Source organism: Kosmotoga olearia TBF 19.5.1, from assembly GCF_000023325.1.
Classification (GTDB): Bacteria; Thermotogota; Thermotogae; order Petrotogales; family Kosmotogaceae; genus Kosmotoga; species Kosmotoga olearia.
In genome coordinates this window covers 982,427-1,006,624 of sequence record NC_012785.1, presented here as the reverse complement: position 1 = coordinate 1,006,624, position 24,198 = coordinate 982,427, and the positions used below count along the sequence as shown (strand labels likewise).

At 41.6% G+C, this 24,198-nt stretch carries 23 protein-coding genes; 17 read left to right on the top strand and 6 right to left on the bottom strand.

Going from position 1 to position 24,198, the window contains the following annotated elements:
- Position 1: 1 nt before the first annotated feature.
- From KOLE_RS04800 to KOLE_RS04780, 5 genes are all read right to left on the bottom strand, one after another.
- A complete protein-coding gene (locus KOLE_RS04800) occupies positions 2–1,063 on the bottom strand; it encodes a BMP family ABC transporter substrate-binding protein (protein WP_015868322.1) in 1,062 nt (353 codons plus the stop codon).
- 152 nt (positions 1,064–1,215) lie between these two features.
- The gene (locus tag KOLE_RS04795; protein ID WP_015868321.1) at positions 1,216–2,319 is read right to left on the bottom strand and encodes a galactokinase; all 1,104 of its coding nucleotides are present in this window, start codon (positions 2,317–2,319) and stop codon (positions 1,216–1,218) included.
- A complete protein-coding gene (gene galT / locus KOLE_RS04790; protein ID WP_015868320.1) occupies positions 2,312–3,274 on the bottom strand; it encodes a galactose-1-phosphate uridylyltransferase in 963 nt (320 codons plus the stop codon). The genes KOLE_RS04795 and galT overlap by 8 nt, the downstream gene beginning before the upstream one ends.
- A gap of 93 nt (positions 3,275–3,367) precedes the next feature.
- A complete protein-coding gene (locus tag KOLE_RS04785) occupies positions 3,368–3,604 on the bottom strand; it encodes a glutaredoxin family protein (protein WP_015868319.1) in 237 nt (78 codons plus the stop codon).
- A gap of 78 nt (positions 3,605–3,682) precedes the next feature.
- Positions 3,683–4,432 carry a metallophosphoesterase gene (locus tag KOLE_RS04780; protein ID WP_237697553.1) on the bottom strand — a complete coding sequence of 250 codons (750 nt, stop codon included), beginning with the start codon at positions 4,430–4,432 and terminating at the stop codon, positions 3,683–3,685.
- Positions 4,433–4,798: 366 nt separating this feature from the next.
- Here KOLE_RS04780 and KOLE_RS04775 point away from each other — a divergent pair, with 366 nt between their 5' ends.
- Genes KOLE_RS04775 through KOLE_RS04765 form a run of 3 tightly spaced genes read left to right on the top strand, consistent with a single transcriptional unit; the run spans position 4,799 to position 8,848 of the window.
- Positions 4,799–6,055: a 2-hydroxyacyl-CoA dehydratase subunit D gene (locus KOLE_RS04775; protein ID WP_015868317.1), complete on the top strand. Its 1,257-nt coding sequence runs from the start codon at positions 4,799–4,801 to the stop codon at positions 6,053–6,055.
- A gap of 4 nt (positions 6,056–6,059) precedes the next feature.
- The gene (locus tag KOLE_RS04770) at positions 6,060–7,823 is read left to right on the top strand and encodes an acyl-CoA dehydratase activase (protein ID WP_015868316.1); all 1,764 of its coding nucleotides are present in this window, start codon (positions 6,060–6,062) and stop codon (positions 7,821–7,823) included.
- Complete coding sequence (locus tag KOLE_RS04765; RefSeq protein ID WP_015868315.1) at positions 7,820–8,848, top strand: L-threonylcarbamoyladenylate synthase; 1,029 nt, start codon at positions 7,820–7,822, stop codon at positions 8,846–8,848. Before KOLE_RS04770 ends, KOLE_RS04765 begins: the two co-directional genes overlap by 4 nt.
- 46 nt (positions 8,849–8,894) lie before the next feature.
- On the opposite strand, the gene KOLE_RS04760 is transcribed toward KOLE_RS04765, so the two are convergent.
- A complete protein-coding gene (locus tag KOLE_RS04760; protein WP_015868314.1) occupies positions 8,895–9,950 on the bottom strand; it encodes a hypothetical protein in 1,056 nt (351 codons plus the stop codon).
- Between the two features lie 820 nt (positions 9,951–10,770).
- Here KOLE_RS04760 and KOLE_RS04750 point away from each other — a divergent pair.
- The 14 genes from KOLE_RS04750 (at position 10,771) to KOLE_RS04685 (ending at position 24,190) form a co-directional block, all read left to right on the top strand.
- Positions 10,771–11,508, top strand: a complete 738-nt coding sequence (locus KOLE_RS04750) for a class I fructose-bisphosphate aldolase (RefSeq protein ID WP_015868312.1) — start codon at positions 10,771–10,773, stop codon at positions 11,506–11,508.
- Positions 11,509–11,551: 43 nt separating this feature from the next.
- Positions 11,552–12,511: a sugar-binding transcriptional regulator gene (locus KOLE_RS04745; RefSeq protein ID WP_015868311.1), complete on the top strand. Its 960-nt coding sequence runs from the start codon at positions 11,552–11,554 to the stop codon at positions 12,509–12,511.
- Entirely contained in the window at positions 12,508–13,497 is a 990-nt protein-coding gene (locus KOLE_RS04740) for an arabinose dehydrogenase (protein ID WP_015868310.1), read from the top strand. Before KOLE_RS04745 ends, KOLE_RS04740 begins: the two co-directional genes overlap by 4 nt.
- On the top strand, positions 13,481–14,368 hold the full coding sequence (locus tag KOLE_RS04735) for a carbohydrate ABC transporter permease (protein WP_015868309.1): 888 nt from the start codon (positions 13,481–13,483) through the stop codon (positions 14,366–14,368). Before KOLE_RS04740 ends, KOLE_RS04735 begins: the two co-directional genes overlap by 17 nt.
- Positions 14,369–14,382: 14 nt before the next feature.
- On the top strand, positions 14,383–15,195 hold the full coding sequence (locus tag KOLE_RS04730; protein WP_041288655.1) for a carbohydrate ABC transporter permease: 813 nt from the start codon (positions 14,383–14,385) through the stop codon (positions 15,193–15,195).
- Between the two features lie 25 nt (positions 15,196–15,220).
- Positions 15,221–16,450: an ABC transporter substrate-binding protein gene (locus KOLE_RS04725; RefSeq protein WP_015868307.1), complete on the top strand. Its 1,230-nt coding sequence runs from the start codon at positions 15,221–15,223 to the stop codon at positions 16,448–16,450.
- Positions 16,447–17,229, top strand: a complete 783-nt coding sequence (locus KOLE_RS04720; protein ID WP_015868306.1) for a sugar phosphate isomerase/epimerase family protein — start codon at positions 16,447–16,449, stop codon at positions 17,227–17,229. The genes KOLE_RS04725 and KOLE_RS04720 overlap by 4 nt, the downstream gene beginning before the upstream one ends.
- A 5-nt stretch (positions 17,230–17,234) precedes the next feature.
- Positions 17,235–18,212, top strand: a complete 978-nt coding sequence (locus KOLE_RS04715; RefSeq protein ID WP_041288654.1) for a diacylglycerol kinase family protein — start codon at positions 17,235–17,237, stop codon at positions 18,210–18,212.
- Complete coding sequence (locus tag KOLE_RS04710) at positions 18,209–19,267, top strand: Ldh family oxidoreductase (RefSeq protein WP_015868304.1); 1,059 nt, start codon at positions 18,209–18,211, stop codon at positions 19,265–19,267. The genes KOLE_RS04715 and KOLE_RS04710 overlap by 4 nt, the downstream gene beginning before the upstream one ends.
- A gap of 19 nt (positions 19,268–19,286) precedes the next feature.
- Complete coding sequence (locus KOLE_RS04705; RefSeq protein ID WP_015868303.1) at positions 19,287–20,276, top strand: ADP-ribosylglycohydrolase family protein; 990 nt, start codon at positions 19,287–19,289, stop codon at positions 20,274–20,276.
- Positions 20,273–21,472 (top strand): MFS transporter, encoded by a 1,200-nt coding sequence (locus KOLE_RS04700; protein ID WP_015868302.1) that lies wholly within the window; start codon positions 20,273–20,275, stop codon positions 21,470–21,472. Before KOLE_RS04705 ends, KOLE_RS04700 begins: the two co-directional genes overlap by 4 nt.
- 26 nt (positions 21,473–21,498) lie before the next feature.
- A complete protein-coding gene (locus KOLE_RS04695; protein ID WP_015868301.1) occupies positions 21,499–22,299 on the top strand; it encodes an MBL fold metallo-hydrolase in 801 nt (266 codons plus the stop codon).
- Positions 22,300–22,392: 93 nt separating this feature from the next.
- Positions 22,393–23,235, top strand: a complete 843-nt coding sequence (gene ylqF, locus KOLE_RS04690) for a ribosome biogenesis GTPase YlqF (RefSeq protein WP_015868300.1) — start codon at positions 22,393–22,395, stop codon at positions 23,233–23,235.
- A 70-nt stretch (positions 23,236–23,305) separates the two neighbouring features.
- The gene (locus KOLE_RS04685; protein WP_015868299.1) at positions 23,306–24,190 is read left to right on the top strand and encodes a patatin-like phospholipase family protein; all 885 of its coding nucleotides are present in this window, start codon (positions 23,306–23,308) and stop codon (positions 24,188–24,190) included.
- Positions 24,191–24,198 lie beyond the last annotated feature (8 nt).

Sequence of the window (24,198 nt, the reverse complement as noted above, 5' to 3'; positions counted from 1 at the left end):
CTTATTCCACAGGTGATTCTGGTAATGTTCCTTCTACTCCTTCTACAAACCAGTACATGGAGAGAAGCTCTTCGTCACTTGGTACTACCCCTTCGGGTATTCTGACCTCGCCATTTTGATCCTTTATAGGTCCTTCAAATATTTTATATTGTCCGAGGGCAATTCTTTTCTTATAGGTTTCAACAAAAGCTCTTATGGGGCGGGGTACAGCAGAATGGATGGGAGCTATGTCCACAACGCCCATTTCAAGGCCAGGCCACAGATCTTCGCTTTTCCACGTACCATCGATAACACTTTTCACTATTTTCTCGTAAAGCGGGCCCCAATTCCAGATTGCCGCTGTGAGGTGAGATTCCGGCGCAAAAGCTGACATATCATTGTTGTAACCTATCGACCAGACACCATGTTCCTGTGCTGTTTGGTTCACAGCGGGAGAGTCCTGACCGTGGGCTACAACGTCTGCACCAGCTTCTATCAAACTGAGAGCAGCTTCTTTCTCTGTGGCGGGATCGAACCATGCGTTAACCCAGACGACCTTGACGACAGCATACGGATTTACTTTTCTAACACCGAGAGTGAAAGCGTTTATACCTCTGACCACTTCGGGAATTGGGTGCGGGGCAACATAGCCGATAATGTTTGTTTTTGTCATCGCACCAGCTACCATGCCGACGAGGAAATCAGCCTGGTAGATTCTTCCGAAGTATGTTCCCACATTTTCGGCTCTTTTGAATCCTGAACAATGCATGAAGATAGTATCGGGAAAGTCCTTTGCGACTTCAAGGGTTGGATCCATATAGCCAAAACTTGTTGTAAAGACTATGTCACAACCGTCAGCGGCCAATTGCCTGATTCTTGCCACAGACTCCGCACCTTCAGGCACGGCCTCGAAATACATCGTTTCGATGCCCGGGAAAATTTTCTCCAGGTATTGGCGACCCTGATCGTGTGCATACGACCACCCAGCATCGCTTACAGGGCCAACATAAACGAACCCAATTTTGAGTGCAAAGATTGACAGCCCCATTAGCAGAATTAATCCGAACGAACCAAGCTTTTTCATACAATCCCCCCTAAGGATGAGATGAGTTGACCTGACGTAGTTATTGTCACACAAATGCTCTCTGGAATTCAAGTTTTTTACTAACAAGCCCAATCCCTCAATTCAAAACAAAAAGGGTCGGCTAGACCGACCCAACACTTGAAAGCCTAATTTCATAAAATAGGCTTTTCCACTTTTCTTGCGCCATCAGATGGAAGAACATCGTAAAATTTTGGTTCATGATTGTATGCTTTTTTATAAACCTCTGAAAGCTCTGAGATGATGCTGTCCACTGCCGTTTTTTCACAGATTGCGAGGACAGAACCACCGAATCCGGCGCCGATCATCCTGCACCCTGAAACGCCGGGAAGATTCCTGAGCTTTTCGACCATAAAGTCGAGTTCTTCGCATGATACCTCGTATTCGAAAGCCAGAGATTCATGGGACTGGATTAAGAGTCTGCCAAGGTTTTCAAAATTTGAGTGTTTCAAAATATCCACACTTTCGAGAACCCTCATGTTCTCGGAAACGATGTGCATAGCTCTCCTGTAACTTATCTCGCTTATCTTAGAACGTGCCATAAGAACGTCGGCGAGTTTCACATCGCGATAGCTGGTTTTCCCAAGCTCTGCAAGAGCCTTCTTTGCTTCTTCTCTTCGTTTGTTGTAGTCACCGGATGAGAGGGTATGCCTTACTCCCGAATCTATTACAAGTAAAGAATAATCTTTTAGCTCAAGAGGGATGTATTCGTAATCCATCGTATAGGTATCGAGAAAGATCGCTTTATTTTCTTTTCCCATTACGCTTGCAAACTGGTCCATTATTCCGCATTGGACGCCAACAAAATCGTTTTCTGCTTTTTGGCAGAGAATAATCCTTTCCTTATCTGTAAGGCCAAGGTTCAACAGTCCATTTAGCGCGGTTATTACCGCGACTTCAAGAGCGGCGGAACTTGAAAGACCCGCGCCTTCCGGAATGTTCGAGGTAATTTCCAGTTCCAATCCAGGGAAATCTATGTTCTTTTCCTTTTTAAGAATCCAGAAAACGCCTCTTATATAGTCTGACCAGTCATTGGCCTTTTCGATAGAATCTGTGGAGAATGCAGAGGTTCCTTTCTGTGCGGATCTGACGGTTATCTTGTTGTCTGGTGCTTTTCTGACCCCGACCTGAATATATTTGTTTATCGCAGCGGGTAAAACATAGCCATCGTTGTAATCAGTATGCTCTCCTATTATGTTGATTCTCCCAGGGGCAACATAGTATTCGAAATTACCCATTGTCTATCACCACCTCTCTGAGTTTTTTTGCTACTTCTTCGGGTTCTGATGGATTTATAAACGTCCAGCTACCAGTTTCAACGCTGGCCATCCATTTCAGCTTGTCTTTTGTTCTTTTTGGTGGATTGAACTCAACGTGAAAGTGGAAATAGTCATCGTGAATCTCTCCTGTGTTTACGGGAGGGTTATACAGTGTCATCATGTAAGGGAAAGCTTCATCGAAGAGTTTGTCGTACCTCTTTGCCACGTCTCCTATAGCCACGGCGAGATCTATTTTTTCCCTGGCTGTTAGATCAATAATGGCTGAAACGTGACGTTTGGGATATATATGCACCTCATAGGGGAATCTTGCGTAAGGGGGAACGACGGTTAACATATACTCAGTTTCTCTAACGATGTTTTTTTCAAGAGAGTTTTCTTTTATAAGATCACATAGAGCACAGGAAAGATTTTTAAGATAATACGTTTTTATCGTATGAAGTTTTTCTTTTATCCTTTTAGGGATGAAGGGAAAAGCATACAGTTGGCCATGAGCGTGGCTTAAGGTTGTCCCCACTTCTTTTCCTCTGTTTTCAAAGATGAAGATGTACTTAATCCCGTTCAAATTTGAAAGTTCGCGGTATCTATCGCACCAGACCTCGATGAGTTTTGTAAGCTGTTTTAAGTTCAGCTTTGATACTGCCGAGTTATGCTCAGAAGTGTACATTATTACTTCGCACTTTCCAATGGCTTTTTCCGTTTTTAATACCCGGGAACCGTAAGTATGTGGCTCTTCAGCATTTAGCAGTAAGGAGGGATAGCGGTTGTCGAAAACAGCAAGATCATAATCTTTTTCCAGTTCAAGAACTCCTGGACACAATGGACAGCTTCCTTCTGGGAGTACCGGGCGGGAACTTCTTGTGGAAGAAATAATTACCCACTCACCTGTTAGCGGGTTGAACCGAAGTTCGTGCATTATCGCTATACCCCCCCTTGAACGTTCTACACAAAAAGTATAGCACAAAAAAGGCGGTCTAAAAAAACCGCCTTACTTCATTGATAGGTTCTGTTAAATACCTAAAATTTTGTCGATTTTTGCCTTATCGAAACCAACGATTACCTGGTTGCCTATCGTTATTACGGGAACACCCATCTGCCCGCTTTTTCTATACATTTCTTCGGCTTTCTTTTGGTTCTTGCTTACGTCTATATCCTTGAAAGGAATGCCAAGAGACTTGAAATACTGTTTTGCTTTTCTGCACCACGGGCAGGACGGAGTGGAATAAACCGTAACCTTCAGATGCATGATCGTGTCACCTCCTTATACCCCATATGGGTATATCAAAAATTATTATAGCATTGCCAAAAAACACTGTCAACCGTTTCAAAACTGTATTAACACGATCTCTGGAGGAACGAAAAGCCTGAAATGTAGCCATGAACCGACTCCCGCAGATACAAGAACCCTATGCTTACCGAAGTTACCCATACCTTTTAGGATTGGATATTTATTTTTAAGCAGAAGATTTGAGATATATGGGATATAAACCTGACCACCGTGTGTGTGGCCGGAAAGGTAAAGTACCGGTTCGATCCCGGTATACCGAAAGATAGTATGGGGATAATGACCGAATACCAGAGGGTGTTTATTACCTGTAAAAGTGTAACGCCTGTTCAAAGGCATGCCAACGAGGGTTAGGCTACCGTTTTTGCCGGAAAGGACTGCTTCTTTTCCATCCAGGAGAATTACCCCGCTATTTTTGTACACCTCTTTTAATTTGCTGCCGATATCATAGTCCCAGTTGCCGAAAACAGCATAACATGGGGCTATTTTCGAAAGCTCTGTAAAGAATCTCTGGAGATCGGAAAAATTAACTCCCGACTTGACGGCATCACCACCAAAAAGTATATAATTCGGTTTAAGTTCTTTTATTTGGTTTATCAGTTGGGCGTGGAAATTTGTGTAGTGCCTCATATGGAGGTCCGAAAAGAAGAGGACTTTCAACCCCTTATCATCAGATATCTTAAATTTCCTCACTTTCAATATTTCTGGTTCGATAACAAACGCATAAAAAGCCAATGCGAAAACCGCTATCATGAGGATAGTTGTGCCCTTCTTTATTATTCCCTTCACAAAGAACAACGATATTCCTCTTCTCACTAAATTGCACAAGGAATACCGATTTCCTCCCTTCTGAATGAGTATTCGGTACACATGGATAAACCACGTGAGTTTGATGCTTACCCTGGTTTGTGGTTTTTTAAGGTGATCTACGTTGTAGATATAGGTTAACAGGTACAGGTTGATTTTCCCATACATGTATATCATAATTATCTGCGAATTGTACATACAAAGCTCGTGTATAATGCTTCATATAGTTGCACGTAATTTCTAACTTCAGGCAGATGATATCGTGTATGATTTTAATATATAGAGTATTAATGCAGACTTTCCTGAAGATATCGAAAGTGCGGGTATTACCGAACTCGGGAGGTGCTTATGTCAAAATCGAGTAGATTGTTCGGAAAGTTCTTAAGCAATTACCTAGATCAGCCCGAAAAATTCAGAAGGTATCTGAGTATGGGATTAAGTTTCGAACTCTTCAAAAGAAAAAATTTTCCGGATAAGAAGAAACCTTCTTTTGTTGCCAGTATAAATCACCTTGCCGTTTATGAGGTATATCAGGCGGTAAGAGGAAACAACAGCGTCTGGGTGAATCTTCTCGCGCCTTCTGAAATACTGATAGCTGCAGGTTTGAACCCCGTTTCAGCTGAGGGCATAGCCGGAACGATGTCAGCCATGCACCTCGAGGGGTACGCAATAGAGTTGAGCATGAGCGAAGGAGTAACGCCCTCTCTTTGCACGTTTCATCGGTGCTCGTTGGGAACAGCAATTTGGAAAAGTTTTCCAAAGCCGTTGTTTACAATGACCACATCGGTTTTATGCGACGGAAATGCAGGAACGTTTCATTCGATAGCAAAGGCTTACGGGGTCCCCTTTTTCATGATAGATGTCCCGCGCGGTCGAAAAAGGGAATACGTTCCCTATGTTGAGAAACAACTTCGTGAGCTCATAACCTTCGTGGAAGAGATCACAGGACAAACTTACAATATGAACAGGCTCTCAGAAATCCTCGAAATAGAAGAAGAAACAAGGAAGAATCTTCTTCAAGCGAGAAAAAAGCTCGCTGAAAAGGTTATTCCCTTCGAGGTGTATGAACATATGAACACGCTTTACGTTCTCCACACTTTGGTAGGTGATGAAAGGTTGCTGGAAGCTTCAAATAGATTCCTTTCAGATTTTGATAGAGAATGGCAGGATCCTGAGAAGAGAGTTCTCTGGCTTCATATACCGCCTTACTACGACAACGAACTTTTCGAGCTGTTTTCACCTTATGGTAAGGTATCAGTTGTTAGTTCAGAACTCTGGTGGGACTGGGTGTATCCTTTGAATCCAAAGGATCCCATAAGGAGTCTCGCTGAAAAACTGGTATTCAACATAGAAAATGGGACGGTAGAAGAAAGAGGGAATTTTCTCATAAAGCTTAGCGAGGAATTGAAAGTAGATGCTGTGGTTCATTTTTCTCATTGGGGATGCCGCCAATCAAGTGGAGCGGTTGGGTATCTTAAGAAGCAGTTCATCGAGAAAGAGATACCCTTCCTGTCCCTGGATGGAGACTGTGTGGATCATACGGCAGAAAGTGCCGGACAATTTAGTACAAGGGTAAAAGCTTTCTTTGAGATGTTGGGGGTATAGGAAGATGATATATTACGCATGTACTTACGTACCGGTTGAAATTCTGATTGCTTCAGGGTTACCTTTCCAGAAGCTGGAGGTCAGAGAATCCGGAGAGGATCCGTTGATACACCGCAATCTCTGCGGTTATTGCAAATCCGTATATGAAGGTGTGAAGAACCTGAAGAAAGATGATGTTTATATTGCTGTGGACTCGTGCGATGGAATGAGACGAACAGCGGATGTCTTGATGAAAAATTCTCAAGCAAAGGTCTTCACACTCAGGCTCCCATGGAGAAACGATGATAGCGCTGTTGAATTCTATGCTGGTGAATTGAAGAGGTTAACAGAATTTCTCTCCGAATTGAGAGGCAAACCAATAACCACCGATGAGCTTATAAAGGGAATGGAGAGATTTATCAAGCTAAGAAAACATCTCTGGAAGGTTCACAGGGAGGGTTATTCCGCTGAAGAACTTTCAGCGGCTTTGAAAGCTGCCGGAAGTGGGAAGATCTATACACCAGAAAGCGAAAGAGACTCTAACTTTTTGCCGAGAATAGCCTATTTTGGCGGGATTGCTGAATCGGTCCAAATTGGTGAGCTAATTAGAAAAGCTGGTGGGAAGATGGTACTTAACGAAAGTTGTGGGGGAATCCGCGGTTTTACCGGTGATTACAGCACTCGTGAGAATCCATTAAATGCAATATCGAAAAGGCTTTTACAGTCGAGAATTCCATGCGGGCGTTTTGAGGTTGCTGCTAGAAAAGATTATGAAGAGCTCCTGATGGAGTTCGAAATCGATGGCGTCATTTTTGGTTCTCCTAAATTCTGCGATTTTTACGGTTTCGTATACAGAAATGTGAAGATTTCAAAGCCCTCTATATTTGTGGAGGTTGATTATCCTCTCTATTCGGGTGGACAGCTGCTTACAAGGCTTGGAGCTTTCATAGAAACACTCAAAAAGGAGAAAATGACCCACGTTCGAAGGGGCGAAGGAAAACTCTTTGTTGGGGTTGATTCGGGTTCAACAACAACCAACATAGTTGTTGTTGATCAGATGGGTAATATAATAGGCTGGAGAAGCGAAAAGACAGGAAGGGATATTTCAAAAAAAGCGACAGAACTCCTCGAGGATTTAATGAGGGAACTGGAATTCAATATGAATGATATTTCCTATTGTATAGCCACAGGATACGGGAGGAATATAATCGACTTTGCCAATGATGCCGTAACGGAGATAACCTGCCATGCAAAAGGAGCGCACAGATTCTTCCCCCAGGCGAGAAGCGTTATAGACATGGGCGGACAGGACAGTAAGGTCATAAGGCTGGATGCTAGTGGCAAAGTGGTTGATTTCGTCATGAATGATAAATGTGCAGCTGGAACGGGAAGATTTCTCGAGGTTATGTCGAATGTTCTTCAATTGGATCTGGGTAAAATGAGCGAAGCGGCATTCAACTCGAAGAAAATAGTTCCTATAAGCAGTATGTGCACTGTTTTCGCGGAATCCGAGGTTATTTCGCTTTTAGGAAAAGGGGAATCCGTTGAAGATATATCCGCGGGGCTTTTTGAGTCTATTGGAAAAAGGATAAAAGCGATGTACAGGCGTTTGAAATGTGAACCGCCAACGGTTTTCACAGGAGGCGTTGCCAGAAACAAAGGGATGGTACGGACACTGGAAGAAATGCTCGGAACCTCACTCCTGATACCAGATGTCCCTGACATCGTCGGTGCTTACGGAGCGGCACTCATTGCCATGGAGAGAATGGAGGAGAGTGAGCGGTTTTGAAAACGGAAAAACTGTTCGTTGATACGAACAAGCCGGACAAAGGTATTATTTTAAGAGCCGCCAGGTATTTGCAGAAGGGAGAACTCGTTGCTTTTCCAACAGAAACGGTTTACGGTCTTGGGGCGAATGCTCTGGATGCCAAAGCGGCTAGCAAGATCTTTGAGGCAAAGGGGAGACCACAGGATAATCCTTTGATAGTACATGTCTCATCAATTGAAATGGCTCAAGAACTCGTTTTAGATGACTTGAATGATTACAAGTGGCTTGTAGAACTTCTCTGGCCGGGGCCTGTAACCATAATCTTCAGAAAATCCAGGAGAATTCCTGATATCGTTACTGCAGGGTTGCCCAATGTAGGAATAAGATTTCCCAGCCATCCTGTGGCCCAAAAACTCATAGAGATTGCAGGATTGCCCATAGCAGCACCGAGCGCAAATCTTTCCGGCAGACCAAGCCCTACCGATGAATTTCACGTGATTGAGGATATGGATGGAAGAATTGCATGTATGCTTTTAGCAGGAAAGACACTTTTTGGTTTAGAATCCACCATCGTAGATCTAAGCAGGGGAAAACCAACACTTTTGAGACCGGGGCCTATTTCTGTCGAGAGGCTTAAAACGCTTTTCCCGGATCTGGAGGTTCCAGAATTCGTGAAAGCGGAAGAAAAGTACTCAGGACCGGCTCTTGCACCCGGGATGAAATATAGACATTATTCTCCGAAGATAGAGTTGATACTTGTTGAAGGTGATCCTCGGGAACGTTATAAGGAGATCATAACCTTCGCTTTTGAAAAAAACTCAATCATACTCTGTTCCAGAGAAACAGAACACCTTTATCCGGGAGAGATCAAGAGAAGGGTTTTAGGTTCTAGGGATAATCTATACGAGGTTGCGGCGAATCTATTTTATGCACTTCGTGAACCAGGTGAAGAATTCGAACGGATAGTAAGCGAAGCATTTCCGGAGACTGGTGTAGGACTTGCCATAATGAACAGATTAAGAAAGGCCGCCTGGAGGATTATGTAAAGGCGGCCATAGTATCAGCAAAAGACTTTCTGTGATAACTAATTTCTCATTCACTTAATTTTTGTCTATAAAAATCCAGGGAGACATCTTTAAGTGTCATTGTTCCAGGATTATAATCAATCTCTTTAAGATAAAGGTAGAAGTCAAGATCGTAGTAGTAAATTTCCACGTGAGTTTCTTCTTCATAGAGTTTTTCCCTCAGGAACTTCGCGAATCCCTCTACGAGATTTTCTTCGCAAAAGCTTCTCCAGGGGTAGGAGCGGGTTAAATTGCGGTTTTCGCGCCAGAAATCATAGAAACCGGTATCATTTTTCAACTTTTCCGCAAGATCTTCGAATTCATCTGAATTGGTAAAAGTCCGGAAAAAAGCGTGAGAATACTCATGCAGGGGTGTGAAATAAAGTTTTTCGATAGTTGTGACGTTTCGTTGAAGGGTGGAGATTTTTAAGTTGCCGTAACTGAATCCATAGGCTCCAACCTTTTTGAAAGTAAAATAGAACAAACAGGCATAATCGCCAAGCTCAATCCCGCTCATTCTTTCAATGAACTCGTAAGGGTTTTCATAATTTTGGGCTTCAAGAGTCAATGCTTCTGCTAACTCCTCAAATTCTTGTACGTGTCTTTCAAAATAATCCCGAAAGAAATTTTCATAGTAATATGGAAGAAGCTTTTTCAGATTCTGCCTCACGGAATATGGAAGCTCGAAGATAGCTGAATTGTAAAGCGTCAGGATATCATCCAACGTGCAACTATCTGATAGTTTTGTACTCAGATCCATCAGTTTCCAGTCACTAACATTCTCGAAAATTTCCACCAGAGAGTCTTTCATGTCTTCATCCATCGCTGCGTATGTGTCTTTCAACCACTGGTAGTGCTCCTGAGCGGATCTGTCGGCATCTTCATAGTACTCACTCCATTTATCTGGTACGAGTACATTGGCCAGATAGATTTCTTCTAGAGAGCTTACGAGAGAATATTTCAAAACGGGAGGTCTGACCTCAACCTCGTTGGCAATGGTTTCCTCCATTGGGCATGTGATTTGCAAAAGCGAACACCCGGATAAAAGGAACATGATTATTAACAGCGGAATTAAATTTTTCATAGCGAACCTCCTTATGATACCCGGAAGATATGAAGTCGTATTTTTTTTTAGTATAATACCATCATCTATAGGATTCATACAATATATCCAAAGACACTTGTTGATTATTTATAAAAAACTCAAATTTATTTAGTAAAGAGCAAATTTTCTATTCTATATTATAAAACCAGAAATATGCAGCTATCTAAGCTGGTTTGGGCGAATTGCCCCCTGTATCTCTCGCCTTTTATCGAAATTATTTTGAGATTAACTATAACATTTTTAATATCACTCTTGACATTTATAAATTTAAACGGTATATTATTGATGTAAAAGATAAAGACCTTTATAAAAGAGGGAGCAGGATGAAAAAGAGAATAGCTGAAAAAAGCAAACTCGAAATATTGCAGAGACTGTACGCTGAACCTCTCTTGTTCTGAAATCAGAAATACTGAAAGGGGGAGCGCACAATGAGCAAGGAAAGAAGAATTCATTACAAAGAGATAGAGAAAAAGCTAGAAGAGATAAAAGTAGATATTTTGAGTCAGACATACTTTCAGTATTAAGCGATTGAAGAAAAACAAAAAAACACCGGGGATATCCCCGGTGTTTTTTTGTCGTCTATATCCAGTAAAATGGCTAAAATGTTTTTTTATCAGTTACCCAATACAAGTCACTATTCATAACTCTTTTTCTCTTTCACGAATGCGATTGTTTTACGCTTATAATATAAATTTGCAGCTTTACTTCACGAGTATTTACCATTTTGAAAGCAAAATGAAATATTATAAGGTTAACATGTGAACGAATGTTCAGCACAAATGTGCAGGAGGAGATGCAGATGTCAGGAAAAGCATTGAGGTTGAATAGAATTTTTAAGGACGATGGTAAAACGGTTATCGTAGCGCTCGATCATGGGCAGTTTCAGGGGCCATTACCTGGCATTTCAAACATGCCGGAAACCTTAAGAAAGATTGTTGCAGGTGGTCCTGATGCTTTGATATTGAATCCGGGAATTGTTGCAAAACATTATGATCTTCTCGCGGGCAAAACTTCTGTTATAGTAAGGATCACCGGTGCATCGACAAATTACAGCCCTTCTTTCGATTATCACCGACTCACAACATCTGTCGAACACGCCCTTTCGATAGGTGCAGATGCGGTTATCGTTATGGGCTTTATCTGTGGACCTGGCGAAAGCAAATCTCTTGAACTGATCGGGCATGTTGCTGAAGCCTGTGATAAGTGTGGTCTGCCATTGATTGTTGAAATGCTGCCGCAGGATCTTGAGCATTTTACAGATCCAACGTATATTTCAACCGGTGCAAGGGCTGCATATGAACTCGGTGCTGATGTACTGAAAGTCTACTACACTGGAAATGACTCTTTCCGCACCATCGTTGATTCGGTCGCAATACCGGTGGTAATCGCCGGCGGGCCAAAGGATAAGGATGCGTTCGTTATGGCAAGCGAAGCAATCCAGCTCGGAGCAAAGGGAGTTGCCTTTGGTCGAAATGTCTTTCAGGCAGAGGATCCCATGAAATACGTAAAAGAGCTCTCAAAGATCGTACATGGTTAAAAGTGTAATTAGAAAATGATGCGAGACAAAGGAGTTTAGCGGAATGGATTTAAACGAACTTGCGTATCGTGTTTCGCGGCTTTATTACCTTGATGGTCTAACCCAGCAACAGATTGCCAATCGCCTTGGTATATCCCGGCCAAAAGTATCGAGGCTTTTAACTTATGCACGGGATGTTGGGATGGTTGAGATAAAGTTGAAAGCGCCTGACGTTGAGAGTAAGGAGTTTCTCTCGAAATCCCTGAAAGAGCGCTTGAATCTAATGGATGTGATAGTAACAGAGACAATTGAGAGGAATGAGGAAGACATTCTAAAAAGGGTTGCAAAAGCCGGTGCTGAGTTTATATCCAGAACGTTGAAGAACGGTCAGATTGTAGGCTGGGGTTGGGGAAGAACTATGTTTAGGACTGTGCAATCCTTAAACAGCACAGATTCCCATTTTTCAAGTTTGTTCATTCCTCTTATTGGGGGAACAGGACAGTCAGTTAAGTATTATCAGGTTAATTCCCTTGTTGAAAAAGCTGCGGAGATCTTCAAAGCTCAGGTTATGTACCTCAATGCTCCGGCGTTTTTTGCGGATAAGAATACATTTGAGTTATTTCTTAAAGAAAAACAGGTTTTAAACGTTCTGGAAATGTGGAAAAGATTGGATGTTGCTATCTTCGGTCTTGGAAAGCCCATTCATGATTCTGAGATTATAAAGTCCGAAATCGATAGTTCAATGATAATAGATCTCATAAGGGAGAAGGCTGTTGGTGATATCTTAGCCAGATTTTTCAATAAAAATGGCGAAATCTGCAAGTCTTCACTGAATAAGCTTATCCTCGGCATAAATATAGATGATCTTCTAAAAGTGCCTCTGAGAATATGTTTGTGCGGTGGAGAAAAGAAAGTGGATGGAATAATAACAGCTTCTAAGAAAGGGTATTTTAATGTGCTTGTAACAGATTCCATAACGGCTAATTTTGTCCTTGAGAAGCTGAGAGAGGAGAGAGGGGAATGAAGGCACTCTTCTATTTAGGACCTAAGAAACTTGAGTTGAGGGATATTGAGGAACCAAAGAATGAAGACGGTGTAGTCATCAAGGTTTTGGAAACAGGCATATGTGGGACCGATATTAAAACCTTTTTGCGAGGGCATCATCTTTTTAAACCGCCAACGATACTGGGGCACGAATGTTACGGAATTGTCGTGGAAAAACCTGCTTTTGTAGAACATCTCGAAGTCGGTGATTATGTTGCGGTCGCTCCGTACGGTGAATGCGGTGTCTGTGAAAAATGCAGAAAAGGGCTTCCCGAGCTTTGTAAGAATAAGACATATCTTCCGAGCGGCTGTTTTGCACAGTACATAACAGTTCCTGCGAATCATAGTTTGAGGGGTCTTTTCAAGATAGAGAAACCGGGAAAACAGGTAGTACTGGCAGAGCCTCTTGCGTGCGTAATTGGTACGGTTAGAAAGTTTGGTGTTCCCGAACGTGTTCTGATAGTTGGTGGAGGAGTTATGGGAACGCTTTTTGCCATTTATTTAAGCGTTAGGGGAACATCTGTCAGGATTTTAGAACCTTTCGAGTGGAGGGCTTCTTTTTTGAAAGATATGGGGCTTGATGTCATGGAACCTGATGCTCTTAAAGAAAAAGGCTACGATATGGTAGTGATTGCCGCAACCATAGATGAACCTTTCCAGTACATGGATTTGATGCAGGATGGCGGGAGTTTGCTACTATTCGGTGGTTACCCGAAGGATAAGAGGCTCACATTAAATCCATTCCATCTACATTACAGGGAAATAGTCGTTAGCGGAAGCTTCGGATATAGCTTGCCCGATTTTGCTGAAGCACTTGAAGAACTTGGAATAGAAAATGAGCTTTATTCAAAGCTTGTTACGCACAGTTACTCAGTATCTGAATACGACAAGGCTTTTGAAAAAGTTATGGACAAGGAGTGTATGAAAATCTCACTGAGGATGTGGGAAAATGATGAAAAAGCGTAAGCTTCGCGAAACCATAACCGCTTATGTGTGCCTTTCACCGACATTGGTACTTGCCACCATTTTCATGATAATTCCCATGATCGTGGTATTTTACGTCAGTTTCACCAACTGGGATTTCGTAAGCCCTGTTAAAAAGTTCGTTGGTTTGAAAAACTATATCTATATCTTCAGTGATGAAAAGTTTCTCAAATCAATAAGGAATACATTCTACTTTGCCTGTGTGAAGATACCGCTTGATCTTGTGATATCACTTTTTATTGCCGTTTTGCTTGACAAGAAGATCAGAATGAAGAAATTCTACAGAGTATCTTATTTTGCACCTGTGGTAACACCTATGGTTGCGGTGGCACTCATATGGATATGGCTTTTCGACCCAACTTTTGGTCCGCTCAACCAAATTTTGTCTTTTGTAGGTTTGAAGCCCATAAAATGGTTGTATGATCCAAATTGGGCAATGCCGTCTGTAATCCTGTTTTCTCTCTGGAAAGGGCTTGGTTACGATATCATCATATTCCTTGCAGGGCTTCAATCTATACCAAATCATTTGATAGAGGCTGCTTACATAGATGGTGCCAATTCAAGGCAAACCTTTTTCAAAATTACTCTTCCCCTTCTCTCTCCGATCGTTTACTTTGTTGTACTTATGGGGATTATTAATTCGTTTAAGGTCTTCGCACAGATATCTGTAATGACACCTAAAGGTGGTCCTTTGTACAGTACCGGTGTGATGGTGTTTTACATATACCAGCAAGCTTTTGAAAATTACAAGATGGGAAGGGCATCTGCAGCGGCGTTGATTCTGTTTGGCATGGTTATTGCTTTGACACAAGTCCAAAAGAGACTTGGCAGAAAATCCGTTGAGTATTCTTGAGCGGGGTGATGGGAATGAAGAAGACATGGTACATACATTTGATACTTTTGATCGGTGCTATGCTCATGATTTTTCCTTTTGTTTGGATGTTTTTATCTGCTTTCAAAACGGATATGGATGTTTTCTCCTATCCCCCAAAATGGCTGCCATCAACCTGGACCTTTGAAAATTTCTCCAGAGTTCTTGAGATGATCCCCTTCGGGAGATATTATCTGAACAGCATTATAGTGACTTTTGCAATAACCTTTGGTCAGGTTTTCTTAGCTATACTGGCGGCTTATGCTTTGGCAAGGTTGCACTTTCCAGGAAAGATCCCAATAATGATCTTTCTTCTATCGACAATGATAATGCCGTTCCAGGTCACTCTAATACCCACTTTTATCATTGTGTACAAGCTCGGATGGATTGATACCTATCAGGGACTTATTGTTCCGTTTCTTTACAGTGGGTTCTCCATATTTTTCCTCAGACAATTCTTTGTAACGATTCCCAAAGATCTTGAAGATGCTGCAAAGATAGATGGTTGTGGCTACTTCAGAATCCTTTTTAACGTCATTGTTCCAAACTCTAAAGCTCCCATAGGAACGATTTCCCTTTTTGTATTCCTGACATACTGGAGAAGTTATTTGTGGCCACTTGTAGTTACCAATTCTCCTGAAATGAGAACCCTGCCGATAGGTCTCAAATATTTTGTAGAAGAAGGCGGTACACAGTATAACTTGATGATGGCCGCATCACTGATGGCTATTGTTCCTGTATTAATTGTATATATATTGGCCGAGAGATATCTGGTTAAATCCACAACGTTAACCGGTTTGAAGTTTTGAACTCTAAAGGAGGAGGTGTTTTGTTATGAGAAAGCTTCTTTTAGTGGGGTTGTTGGTTCTTTTCACAATTACGGTGCTTTCTGTGGAGATCGTGTTCTGGTATCCTTTGAGCGGAACAAAAGGGCAGGTATTGAAAGAGATTGTCGAGAGGTTCGATAAGGCTCATCCGGATATAAAGGTAAAGCTTGTTTACACTGGAAAATACAGAGAAACTGCTCAAAAGGTTATGTCGGCACTGGTAACCAAGAGCCTTCCGAATGGAGGAATAATTCCTGCCGGTCCAATATTCACAGGTGCTTATGGGAATTACAAGATACTCGAGTATATGTTGTACGATCCTGATTTTGATATTAGTGATTTCTATGATGTCGCCTGGGATTATGCAAAGTACAAGGGTAGAATATGTGCTATACCATACAACATAAGTACCCCGGTTCTCATATACAACAAGAAACTTATGGAAGAAGCCGGACTCGATCCCAACAGACCGCCCGAGACATGGGAGGAATTACTGGAATACGCCAAGAAAATAACAAAGGACCTGAACGGCGATGGTGAACCAGACGTATGGGGATTGAATATTAAAGACACTCCATGGCTTTTCAAAGCAATGCTGTTCCAGAATGATTGTGAAATAATAGATGCAGATACTATGACCCCTCTCTTCGATGGTCCGAAAGGGGTAGAAGCCGCTGCTTTCTGGAAGAAATTAATCGATGAAAAGGCAATGCCCGTCGGAATGCATAATTTAGCTGACAAACAGTTTATATCTGGAACCCTCGGTTTTTATATGGGAAGCTCTTCGAGGATAGGAAAATGGTGCGGAAAACTGCCCTTTGAGGTTGGAGTCGCATTCCTTCCAAAGAAGGTTAAAAGGGCTATTCCAATAGGTGGAGCTGTTCTCGTTATGTTCCCTCACAGCAAAGAAGAAGATGACGCCATGTGGAAACTCATAAAATGGCTCGTATCACCCGAGAATCTCGGTGAATTCTGTATAAAGACCGGTTATATTCCTATAAGAGAATCTGTTTTGGAAGTACCTGAGGTTAAAAAATTCATGGAAGAAAACCCAGATTATAGAGTTGCTTTTGAACAGATGAAATATGGAAAAGCTTACTGGCATTTTGAACAGATGGGAACAATGGACTATCTATTATACGAATACCTCGACAAGATCGAGAGGGGTATATTAACACCAGAAGAGGCAATGAAAGAAGCAGCAGAAAAGCTTAAGAAGGAGATAGAAAACGAATGAAAATGAACCTGTCCTTTTCGACTGCAGCCTTGTTTCCGAGAAACAGTCTTGATTCTTTAAAAATTGTAGAAGAAGCGGGATTTCAGTATGCAGAATTAATGCCTCAGTGTATGGAGGAAACAAAACCTTGCTTTGCGAAAGAAATAACGAGCAGAGTGAAGATAAAAGTTGCCTCCATACACTTCCCACTTGTCTTTTTCTCGATGTTTTACAACCCTTATCCCGGAATGGTGAGGGAAGCAAAAACTCTGATAGACAATATCACCACACTTGCGGAAACCCTCGGAACGGAAGTCATTGTCATTCATCCGCCCTATTTTGGTAATGAAACCACGGAAAGATTATTTTACACCCCTATAATGGATAATATGAGATATCTATGCGAAAAGTCCAAGGAAAACGGTGTAAAAATTGCTCTTGAAAACTCACCAAAGGGCGGGCGTACACCTGAAGAGATGCTGCAGGTAATTCGTGCTGTGAACCATGAGAATATTTTTCCAATGCTTGATACAACAGAAGCGGTTGAGTCCGATCAAGATCCAGTGGAGATGCTGAAAAAACTGGATGTGATACACATTCATGCAAGTGATCATAAAGGTGAAGCCAAACATATTCTGCCGAACGAAGGAGATCTCGATTGGGTGAAAATCGTTTCTATTTTGCAGGAAAAGGGATTTTCCGGGTTCTTCACCGTAGAACCATCCTACAGATACTTCCTTGAAGAACCGGAGGAGAAGATGAAGGCCGTGTTGAAGTTTTTAACGAATTTGCAGGGGTGACATGCTTGAGAGCTGGAGTGATAGTAAACACATCGGCTGGTAAATTCGAATATATAAGAAAAAGGATATCGAAGCTAAAAGAAGTATTCGATGAGATAGTTACTGGTTCGGGTAGATTTGGTGGAGATTTCCTGGAAGACGTTAAGATAGTTGACATTGTTTCAAGCGATTTTAAAAGCGCGATCAGGGAATTAACGATTGAGCTCTCAAAATGTTCAGACGTTATAGTAAGTGTTGGAGGAGACGGCACGGCCAATTTCATTGCTGCAACGCTCATTGATGAAAAATTAAACACCCCCATAATGGGTATAGCCGGGGGGACCGCAAATGTCGGTCCCCTCGTCCGCTTTTCATTGGAAAATATAGAAAAGCCTTCACATATAGACTTCGTGGATTGTCTGAAGGTCTGGAAAGGGAACGAGCACATAGGTTATGCATTTATCGATGTCGTTTTTGGGGATACTTTTCTGGGAACGTTGAATGGAAAGATGGTTAATCTCAGCGTAAAAGATTTTCTGGAATCCGGCAGGAAAGTTGAGAGAATACCCTGCGACGATATAGCAGAAAAACTGGATGTTTTGAAAAACAGCAGGAGAATTTCTCTCAGCTCAAAAAAAGTTGCACAAATTATAGCATCTCCTTTGAATTTTTCGGAATTCTATATAGGAAAAGCAGTCACAGGAAAACTTTCCTGGGCTTCTTTTTTCAAATCAGTCGGAATTTTGACTATCTCAAACAGGGTTATTGTGGATTCATACCTTAAAGAACACGAACTGGAAGATCCAGTACTTATCGAGCAAATTCTTTTTGGAGATGGGGAAACCATCGAGGTATCTGGAATTAAGAGAGGTGTGTACATCGTACTTGACGGAAATCCAATGTGTGAATGTGACTACCCGATAAAACTGCAAGGGCTCAGAAAATGTGTTAAAGTCCTTTCAGGTAGCCAAAAAGCTGGTTGGCCAGTGGGGTGGAAAAAATGAAGGTAAAAAGAGAAAAGTTAATGAACTTTACCGCTGATGTGATGAAAAAGATGGGATGCGACGATGAAAAGGCGAGAGTGGTTGCCGAAGTACTCGTTGAAGCAGATATGAGGGGAATATCGTCACACGGAGTAGCAAGGTTAAAACGATACGTAAATCATATAAAAGAAAGGATTATAGATCCGAATGGTGAACCGGAAATAATCTTTGAAACTCCTGTTACTTTAGCTATAGACGGAAACAACGGGGTAGGACAACACATTGCTAAATTTTCAATGGAAAAGGTCATAGAAAAAGCGAAAAAATACGGAATTGGAATGGCAACCGTCCGAAATTCAAACCACTATGGAATAGCTGGATATTACGCTGAAATGGCTGTGAAAATGGGTTTAGTAGGAATATCACTCACCAATACAGCCCCTCTGGTTGTTCATACATTCTCGAGGGAAGCCCTTCTTGGAACAAACCCAATAGCTTTTGCTTTTCCAACAAGTGAAAAATATCCGATACTCATAGATATGGCAACAAGTGTTGCGCCCCGGGGAAAACTGGAAGTGTATTCCAGGTTGAACAAAAAGATTCCGAAAGGCTGGGCCGTAGATGAAACGGGGCATACAACAACAGATCCAGAAAAAGTTCTTTCTAATTTAAAACAGAGAAAAGGCGGAGGACTTCTGCCTTTAGGTGGAGAAGGGGAAGAATTTAGCGGTCATAAAGGTTATGGATTGGTGCTTCTGGTTGAACTTCTGACTTCGGGGTTGTCGCTCGGTTCTTTTAGTTACGATACTTATAAAGGAAAAGGTAAAATAACACACTTTTTTGCCGCACTTGACCCGGCGATTTTCGGCAATCCTGAGAAAATAAAGGAACATGCGATGGAGTTGATAAACAGTTTGAGAAGCGCTAAAAAAGCGGATGGAAAAGAAAGGATTTATGTGCACGGAGAAAAAGAATATGAAAAACGCGAGAAATCACTCGAATGCGGAGTGGAGATTGACGAACCTACATATTATGAATTGAGAAAAATCGCTGAAAATTTAGACATTCCCTGGTAGAGAGGAGAGGAAAGATAAAGTGCTCATTTTTAAGCAAGTTCTTGAAGCCTTTGCAGTCGGAGACGCTATGGGGATGCCCACTGAATTCATGACCTTAAAAATGATACGTAATAGATTTGGTTTGATCGATACATTGATCGACCCTTCAGTTTCTCTTATCCACAAAAACTTGAAAAAAGGGCAGATAACAGATGATACAGAACAGGTGCTTTATCTGCTCGAGACATTTTATGAAAAGAAAGGGGTAACAGTTGAAGGGACAGTCGAAGGACTTCGTCGCTGGATAGAAGAGACCCATGCAGATGAGAAAGGATATATCGGGCCAAGCTCTCTAAAAGCGCTGAAGAAGATACAGGACGGTGAAAATCCTGAAAAAGCAGGTACAGGTGGAACGACATGTGGAGCCGCTATGAGGGTTCTGGCACCGGCACTCAGCGTTGAGAAGGGCAACAAAGAAAAACTCAAAGAAGCTATACGCGCGTGCTCTATTCCCACTCATAATACAAATATAGCTTTAGAAGCAGCCATGAGTCTTGGTTTTGGTTTTCATACCGCTGTTATGGGCGCTTCTTTCGATGAGATACTCGAGTCAATTCTTGAAGGTGCAAAAATAGGCAGAGAGATATCGGGCAATGAGTTTGTGGGAGCATCCACAGGTGAGAGGATAAGATATGCGCTGGATAAAATAAGTAATCTCCATTCACCAGAAGAGGTAATGTCTTTTATATATGATGTTATTGGAACTAATATGGAATCTAATGAAGTGGTTCCCGCAGCAGTATCAATCTTTGCCTACGCAAGAGATGATACGTGGCTTTCAATACGGATTGGTGCTTCTATTGGTGGAGATACCGACACCATAGCAGCGATTTCTGGAGCTCTTTCCTGTCTTTACAGCAGAGGTCACAATATTCCCAACGAAGTCGTCGAAGAGGTACTTCGAATTAACAACCTGAATCTAGAAAGATACGCTAAAATGGTTCAAGAAATGCTTGGGGGTAAAAAATGATAGTAATCTCTCTGGGAATAATCAGTGTAGGTGTTATATTTGGGATATTCAATTTGATACTCATTCCCTATCTTTCCGCGCAATTTGGCTCACAATCCATACCCGGACAGCTTATTTCTCTGGGAATGCTTTCAACGATTTTTCTAAGCCCATTGCTAGGCTTTCTCAGCGATAGGATCAGGAAGAGAACGCCTTTTATTTTTGCCATAACGTTGATGGCATCACTGGGAATAATTGGGTTGACATTACACTCGCTGGTGTTAAAAGGAATATCAGCGGTTATCCTTGTAGCCAGTGCTTACAGTTTTTTAACTCCTTATTCCGCACTGGTAAGTGACTATAGCACCATCGAAAGCAAAGATAGAAATTATGGCTTTGTGACAGGAGTAATGAGCCTTTCCACTTTCATCACATCGTTGTTTATAAGAGCTATCTATGATTCTAAACCAAATCTGACTTTCCTGGTTTTGGGAGTAGTTGTGTTGATTTCTATAGCCCCCACGATGATATACACCAAAAAGCACCCTGTAAAGTTCTCGGAATTTGAAGCAGGACAAAAGAACAGCAATTCTTTCAATGTTCTCAGAAAATATCCAGGACTACTGGCTTATTTCATAATGGAATTTGGGTTATGGTTCGCCCTTGGAGGGCTTTTCCCTTATTTAACCTCTTTTTTGAATTCTGAGGCAAGCATGAATATAGGGACGGCCTCAGCATGGATTGGAGCTTCCACCTTTTTTAGTGGTATCGTATCTTTCGCTACCGGAAAGTTCAGCAAAATAATCGGGCAAAAAAGGCTGTTTATAATTTCGTTAACTACAATCACTTCGTTTTCAGCGGTTATAGCGCTTTTCTATCACTCCATTTTAACTGCCTCTGCAACATCAGTGTTTGCAATAGCATGCTTCATCGCGTTGAGCATAGCAACAGGTTTTTTATACTCCTTAAATTCCTCTATACTCTCAACTATGGTTTCTGAAATCGATCAAGGAAAAGTATTTGGGATAAACAGCGTAATTGTGGTTATTTCCCAATCTATCTCTGTAAGTCTGATCGGTAGTGTAATCGACAGCAGAGGGTATCAATGGATGTTTGTGGTCATTTCTCTCAGCCTTGTTTTGGCTAACATCAGTGCATTTTATATATCATCTTTTCCAATTGGTAAGAATAAGAAAAATCAAACTGTAAGCTCCTGAAAGTCACCAAAAGAAGGTGAAAAACGTTGAAAATATGGATTCTAATAAATGATAAGGCTAAAGCCGGATTTGAATCGGAACATGGATTCAGTGCCTTGATTGAATTCAGAGACAAAAAAATTATCTTCGACACCGGTCAAAGTGATGTCTTTCTCAAAAATGCCAGAAAACTTGGATTGGATCTTAGAAACATAGATGCTGTGGTTATAAGTCACGGACACTATGATCATGGAAATGGGTTGGAATCATTATTGAGGGAAACCGGTCCCAAGCGGATTTTCATTGGAAATGGATTCTTCAACCATAAATACGGCGGAGGGAAGTACATAGGTCTCGAACACACCATAGATTATTACGAAAAGCTGGGCGGTAAGTTTCAAACGATAGAAAAGGATTCTGAAATCTTCGATGGTATTCAGCTTTTAACAGCTGTACCTATGGTGAGTTTTGAACAACCAGAAAAGAGATTTAAAGTTGAAGATGAATCGAAAAAATTAAAACGGGATTTTTTTGAAGAAGAGCTATATCTCTCTCTTGAATCTCCAGAAGGCACAATTATAATCACCGGGTGTTCCCATCGTGGAATAATAAACATAATGTCGCATTTGTCTAAAGACAAAAAGATAAAAGCGATCGTTGGAGGATTTCATCTAATAAAGAAAACAGACGAAGAACTTTATAAGATTGCGGAATCTCTAAAAGCCTTCCAGTTTGAAAGTCTTTATCCGTGCCATTGTACAGGTAATAAAGCTATTAAAATCCTGAAAGAGATTTTCAACTCACAAGTCAACGAATGCCTTTCTGGCGGGTTTATCGAAATTCGATAAAATTCGTTTTCCACTTCATCCTGGTATTTGTGGTATATTCTGTTTGCATGTACAGATAAAACCACTGTATAATCCGTCAGGGGGTATAATGCTTTGTGGTACCCGGGTCATATTGAAAAAGCGAAGAAAAACATTCAGAAACATCTGAAGATTGTCGATGCAATTGTTGAATTGGTAGATGCACGCATTCCATATACAAGTAGAGCATATGAATATGAAAAGCTCTTTGGGAATAAACAAAGAATCCTCGTGCTCAATAAAGAAGACCTCGCCGACCCGGCCATCACCTCCAGATGGCAGAAATACTTTTTAAAAGGTAACGTCCCTATTCTTAAAATCAATCTAAAAAGTGCGGATGCTAGAAGATTCCTTACAAAAAAGGTCTTTCCTCTCATAAAAAGTCGATACGCTGAAAAAAGAATCATGATAGTTGGAATACCAAACGTTGGAAAGTCAACATTCATAAACCGATTAAAGGGAAAGAAGTCTCTCGTTGTTGGAAATACCCCCGGTGTTACCCGGGGAGTTCAATGGATTACCGTCAGTAAGCAACTTATGGTTTTAGATACCCCGGGTATTCTGTACACGCGGCTCCATAGTCCTTCGATAATTACTAAACTCGCCGCAGTCGGTTCCCTTCCGCTGGAAAAACTTGATATTCTGGAAGCTTTCAGGGATGTTTTCACGTTACTTACTGAACGTTATGGAACGGCAGTATTATCCGGTCTTATTGACATAAATACCGATGATCCATTCGAGTTTCTTGAAAATTTCACAGAAAAGAGAAGGTTCCTCCAATCCAGAGGAGAATTGAATCTCGAACGTGGTGCGTTTGCTTTCCTCAGGGAACTTGCTAATGGCAAGTTTGGCCGTTTCTCTTATGAAACCCCTGAAGAAATTGAGCAACTTGTGTCTCAGAAGAAAGAAAAGCAATAACAAGTAACCGAAATATTTTTGGAACGTCTGTACGAAATCACCCTGGAAATCTGGTTAGAGGAAAGGAAAAATGAAAAAAATGGGAGAGAAGAAATCTCGTAAATTTCTTGTACTGAGTGGTGGAGGTGCAAGAGGTGCCGCGCACGTTGGCGTGATTCGTGCTCTTGAGGAAAGAGGATTTGTTCCTGATGCGATAATTGGTGTGAGTATAGGTGCCGTCGTCGGAGCTGGATATGCTGTCCTGAAAGATGCAGAACTTCTCTGGGACTATTCGGTGAAAATCTACAAGCGCGCCGCTAAGTTTTTTCCTTTTAATTTTTCTTCAGTCTCCTATGGTCGCAATCGTTTTCTTGTGAAGATAAGCTGTTCCTACATGACAAAGAAATCTTCTGTTTTACCATCAAAATTGTATTTCAGGGTTTTCCGGAAATATCTTGGCAAACTACACTTTGAAGATTTACAGATTGAGTTTCACTGCGTATCTACCGATCTAAAAGCCGGAAAAATTATCCTTCATTCTTCAGGGAAGCTTTTTCAGGCACTTCAAGCGTCAATGGCAATCCCCGGAATCTTCCCTCCGGTCGTACTTGAAAACAGCATCATGGCTGATGGCGGTACGCTGAACAATCTACCGGCAGATATTGCAAGAGACCTTGGGGCTGATTATGTGGTTGCGGTTGATTTATCTGGAAAAAGCTATCCAATTACCATCCCCGAAACTTCAAACGCTTTGTTGAACGCGATGAATCTTATATGCGAGAACAGAATTCTTTCTTTTTTAAGGAAAGAAGCAGATTTTATAATTCGTCCACCTGTCCAAGATATAGATAGTCTCGATTTCAGCCGTTGTCTTGAGATCATGGAGAAGAGCTACGAACATACCCTTAATCTCACACTTCCTGAGGAGATGTTCGAACGAGAATACACGTCGGTGGGTTCTGTCTTCAAGGGTTAGCTACCATA

Coding starts and splice junctions, on each gene's coding strand:
- KOLE_RS04800 (WP_015868322.1), bottom strand. CDS start 1,063: ATGAAAAAGCTTGGTTCGTTCGGATTAATTCTGCTAATGGGGCTGTCA.
- KOLE_RS04710 (WP_015868304.1), top strand. CDS start 18,209: ATGAAGGTAAAAAGAGAAAAGTTAATGAACTTTACCGCTGATGTGATG.
- KOLE_RS04685 (WP_015868299.1), top strand. CDS start 23,306: ATGAAAAAAATGGGAGAGAAGAAATCTCGTAAATTTCTTGTACTGAGT.
- KOLE_RS04775 (WP_015868317.1), top strand. CDS start 4,799: ATGTCAAAATCGAGTAGATTGTTCGGAAAGTTCTTAAGCAATTACCTA.
- KOLE_RS04795 (WP_015868321.1), bottom strand. CDS start 2,319: ATGGGTAATTTCGAATACTATGTTGCCCCTGGGAGAATCAACATAATA.
- KOLE_RS04770 (WP_015868316.1), top strand. CDS start 6,060: ATGATATATTACGCATGTACTTACGTACCGGTTGAAATTCTGATTGCT.
- KOLE_RS04740 (WP_015868310.1), top strand. CDS start 12,508: ATGAAGGCACTCTTCTATTTAGGACCTAAGAAACTTGAGTTGAGGGAT.
- KOLE_RS04725 (WP_015868307.1), top strand. CDS start 15,221: ATGAGAAAGCTTCTTTTAGTGGGGTTGTTGGTTCTTTTCACAATTACG.
- KOLE_RS04735 (WP_015868309.1), top strand. CDS start 13,481: ATGATGAAAAAGCGTAAGCTTCGCGAAACCATAACCGCTTATGTGTGC.
- galT (WP_015868320.1), bottom strand. CDS start 3,274: ATGCACGAACTTCGGTTCAACCCGCTAACAGGTGAGTGGGTAATTATT.
- KOLE_RS04730 (WP_041288655.1), top strand. CDS start 14,383: ATGAAGAAGACATGGTACATACATTTGATACTTTTGATCGGTGCTATG.
- KOLE_RS04700 (WP_015868302.1), top strand. CDS start 20,273: ATGATAGTAATCTCTCTGGGAATAATCAGTGTAGGTGTTATATTTGGG.
- KOLE_RS04745 (WP_015868311.1), top strand. CDS start 11,552: ATGGATTTAAACGAACTTGCGTATCGTGTTTCGCGGCTTTATTACCTT.
- KOLE_RS04760 (WP_015868314.1), bottom strand. CDS start 9,950: ATGAAAAATTTAATTCCGCTGTTAATAATCATGTTCCTTTTATCCGGG.
- KOLE_RS04750 (WP_015868312.1), top strand. CDS start 10,771: ATGTCAGGAAAAGCATTGAGGTTGAATAGAATTTTTAAGGACGATGGT.
- KOLE_RS04785 (WP_015868319.1), bottom strand. CDS start 3,604: ATGCATCTGAAGGTTACGGTTTATTCCACTCCGTCCTGCCCGTGGTGC.
- KOLE_RS04720 (WP_015868306.1), top strand. CDS start 16,447: ATGAAAATGAACCTGTCCTTTTCGACTGCAGCCTTGTTTCCGAGAAAC.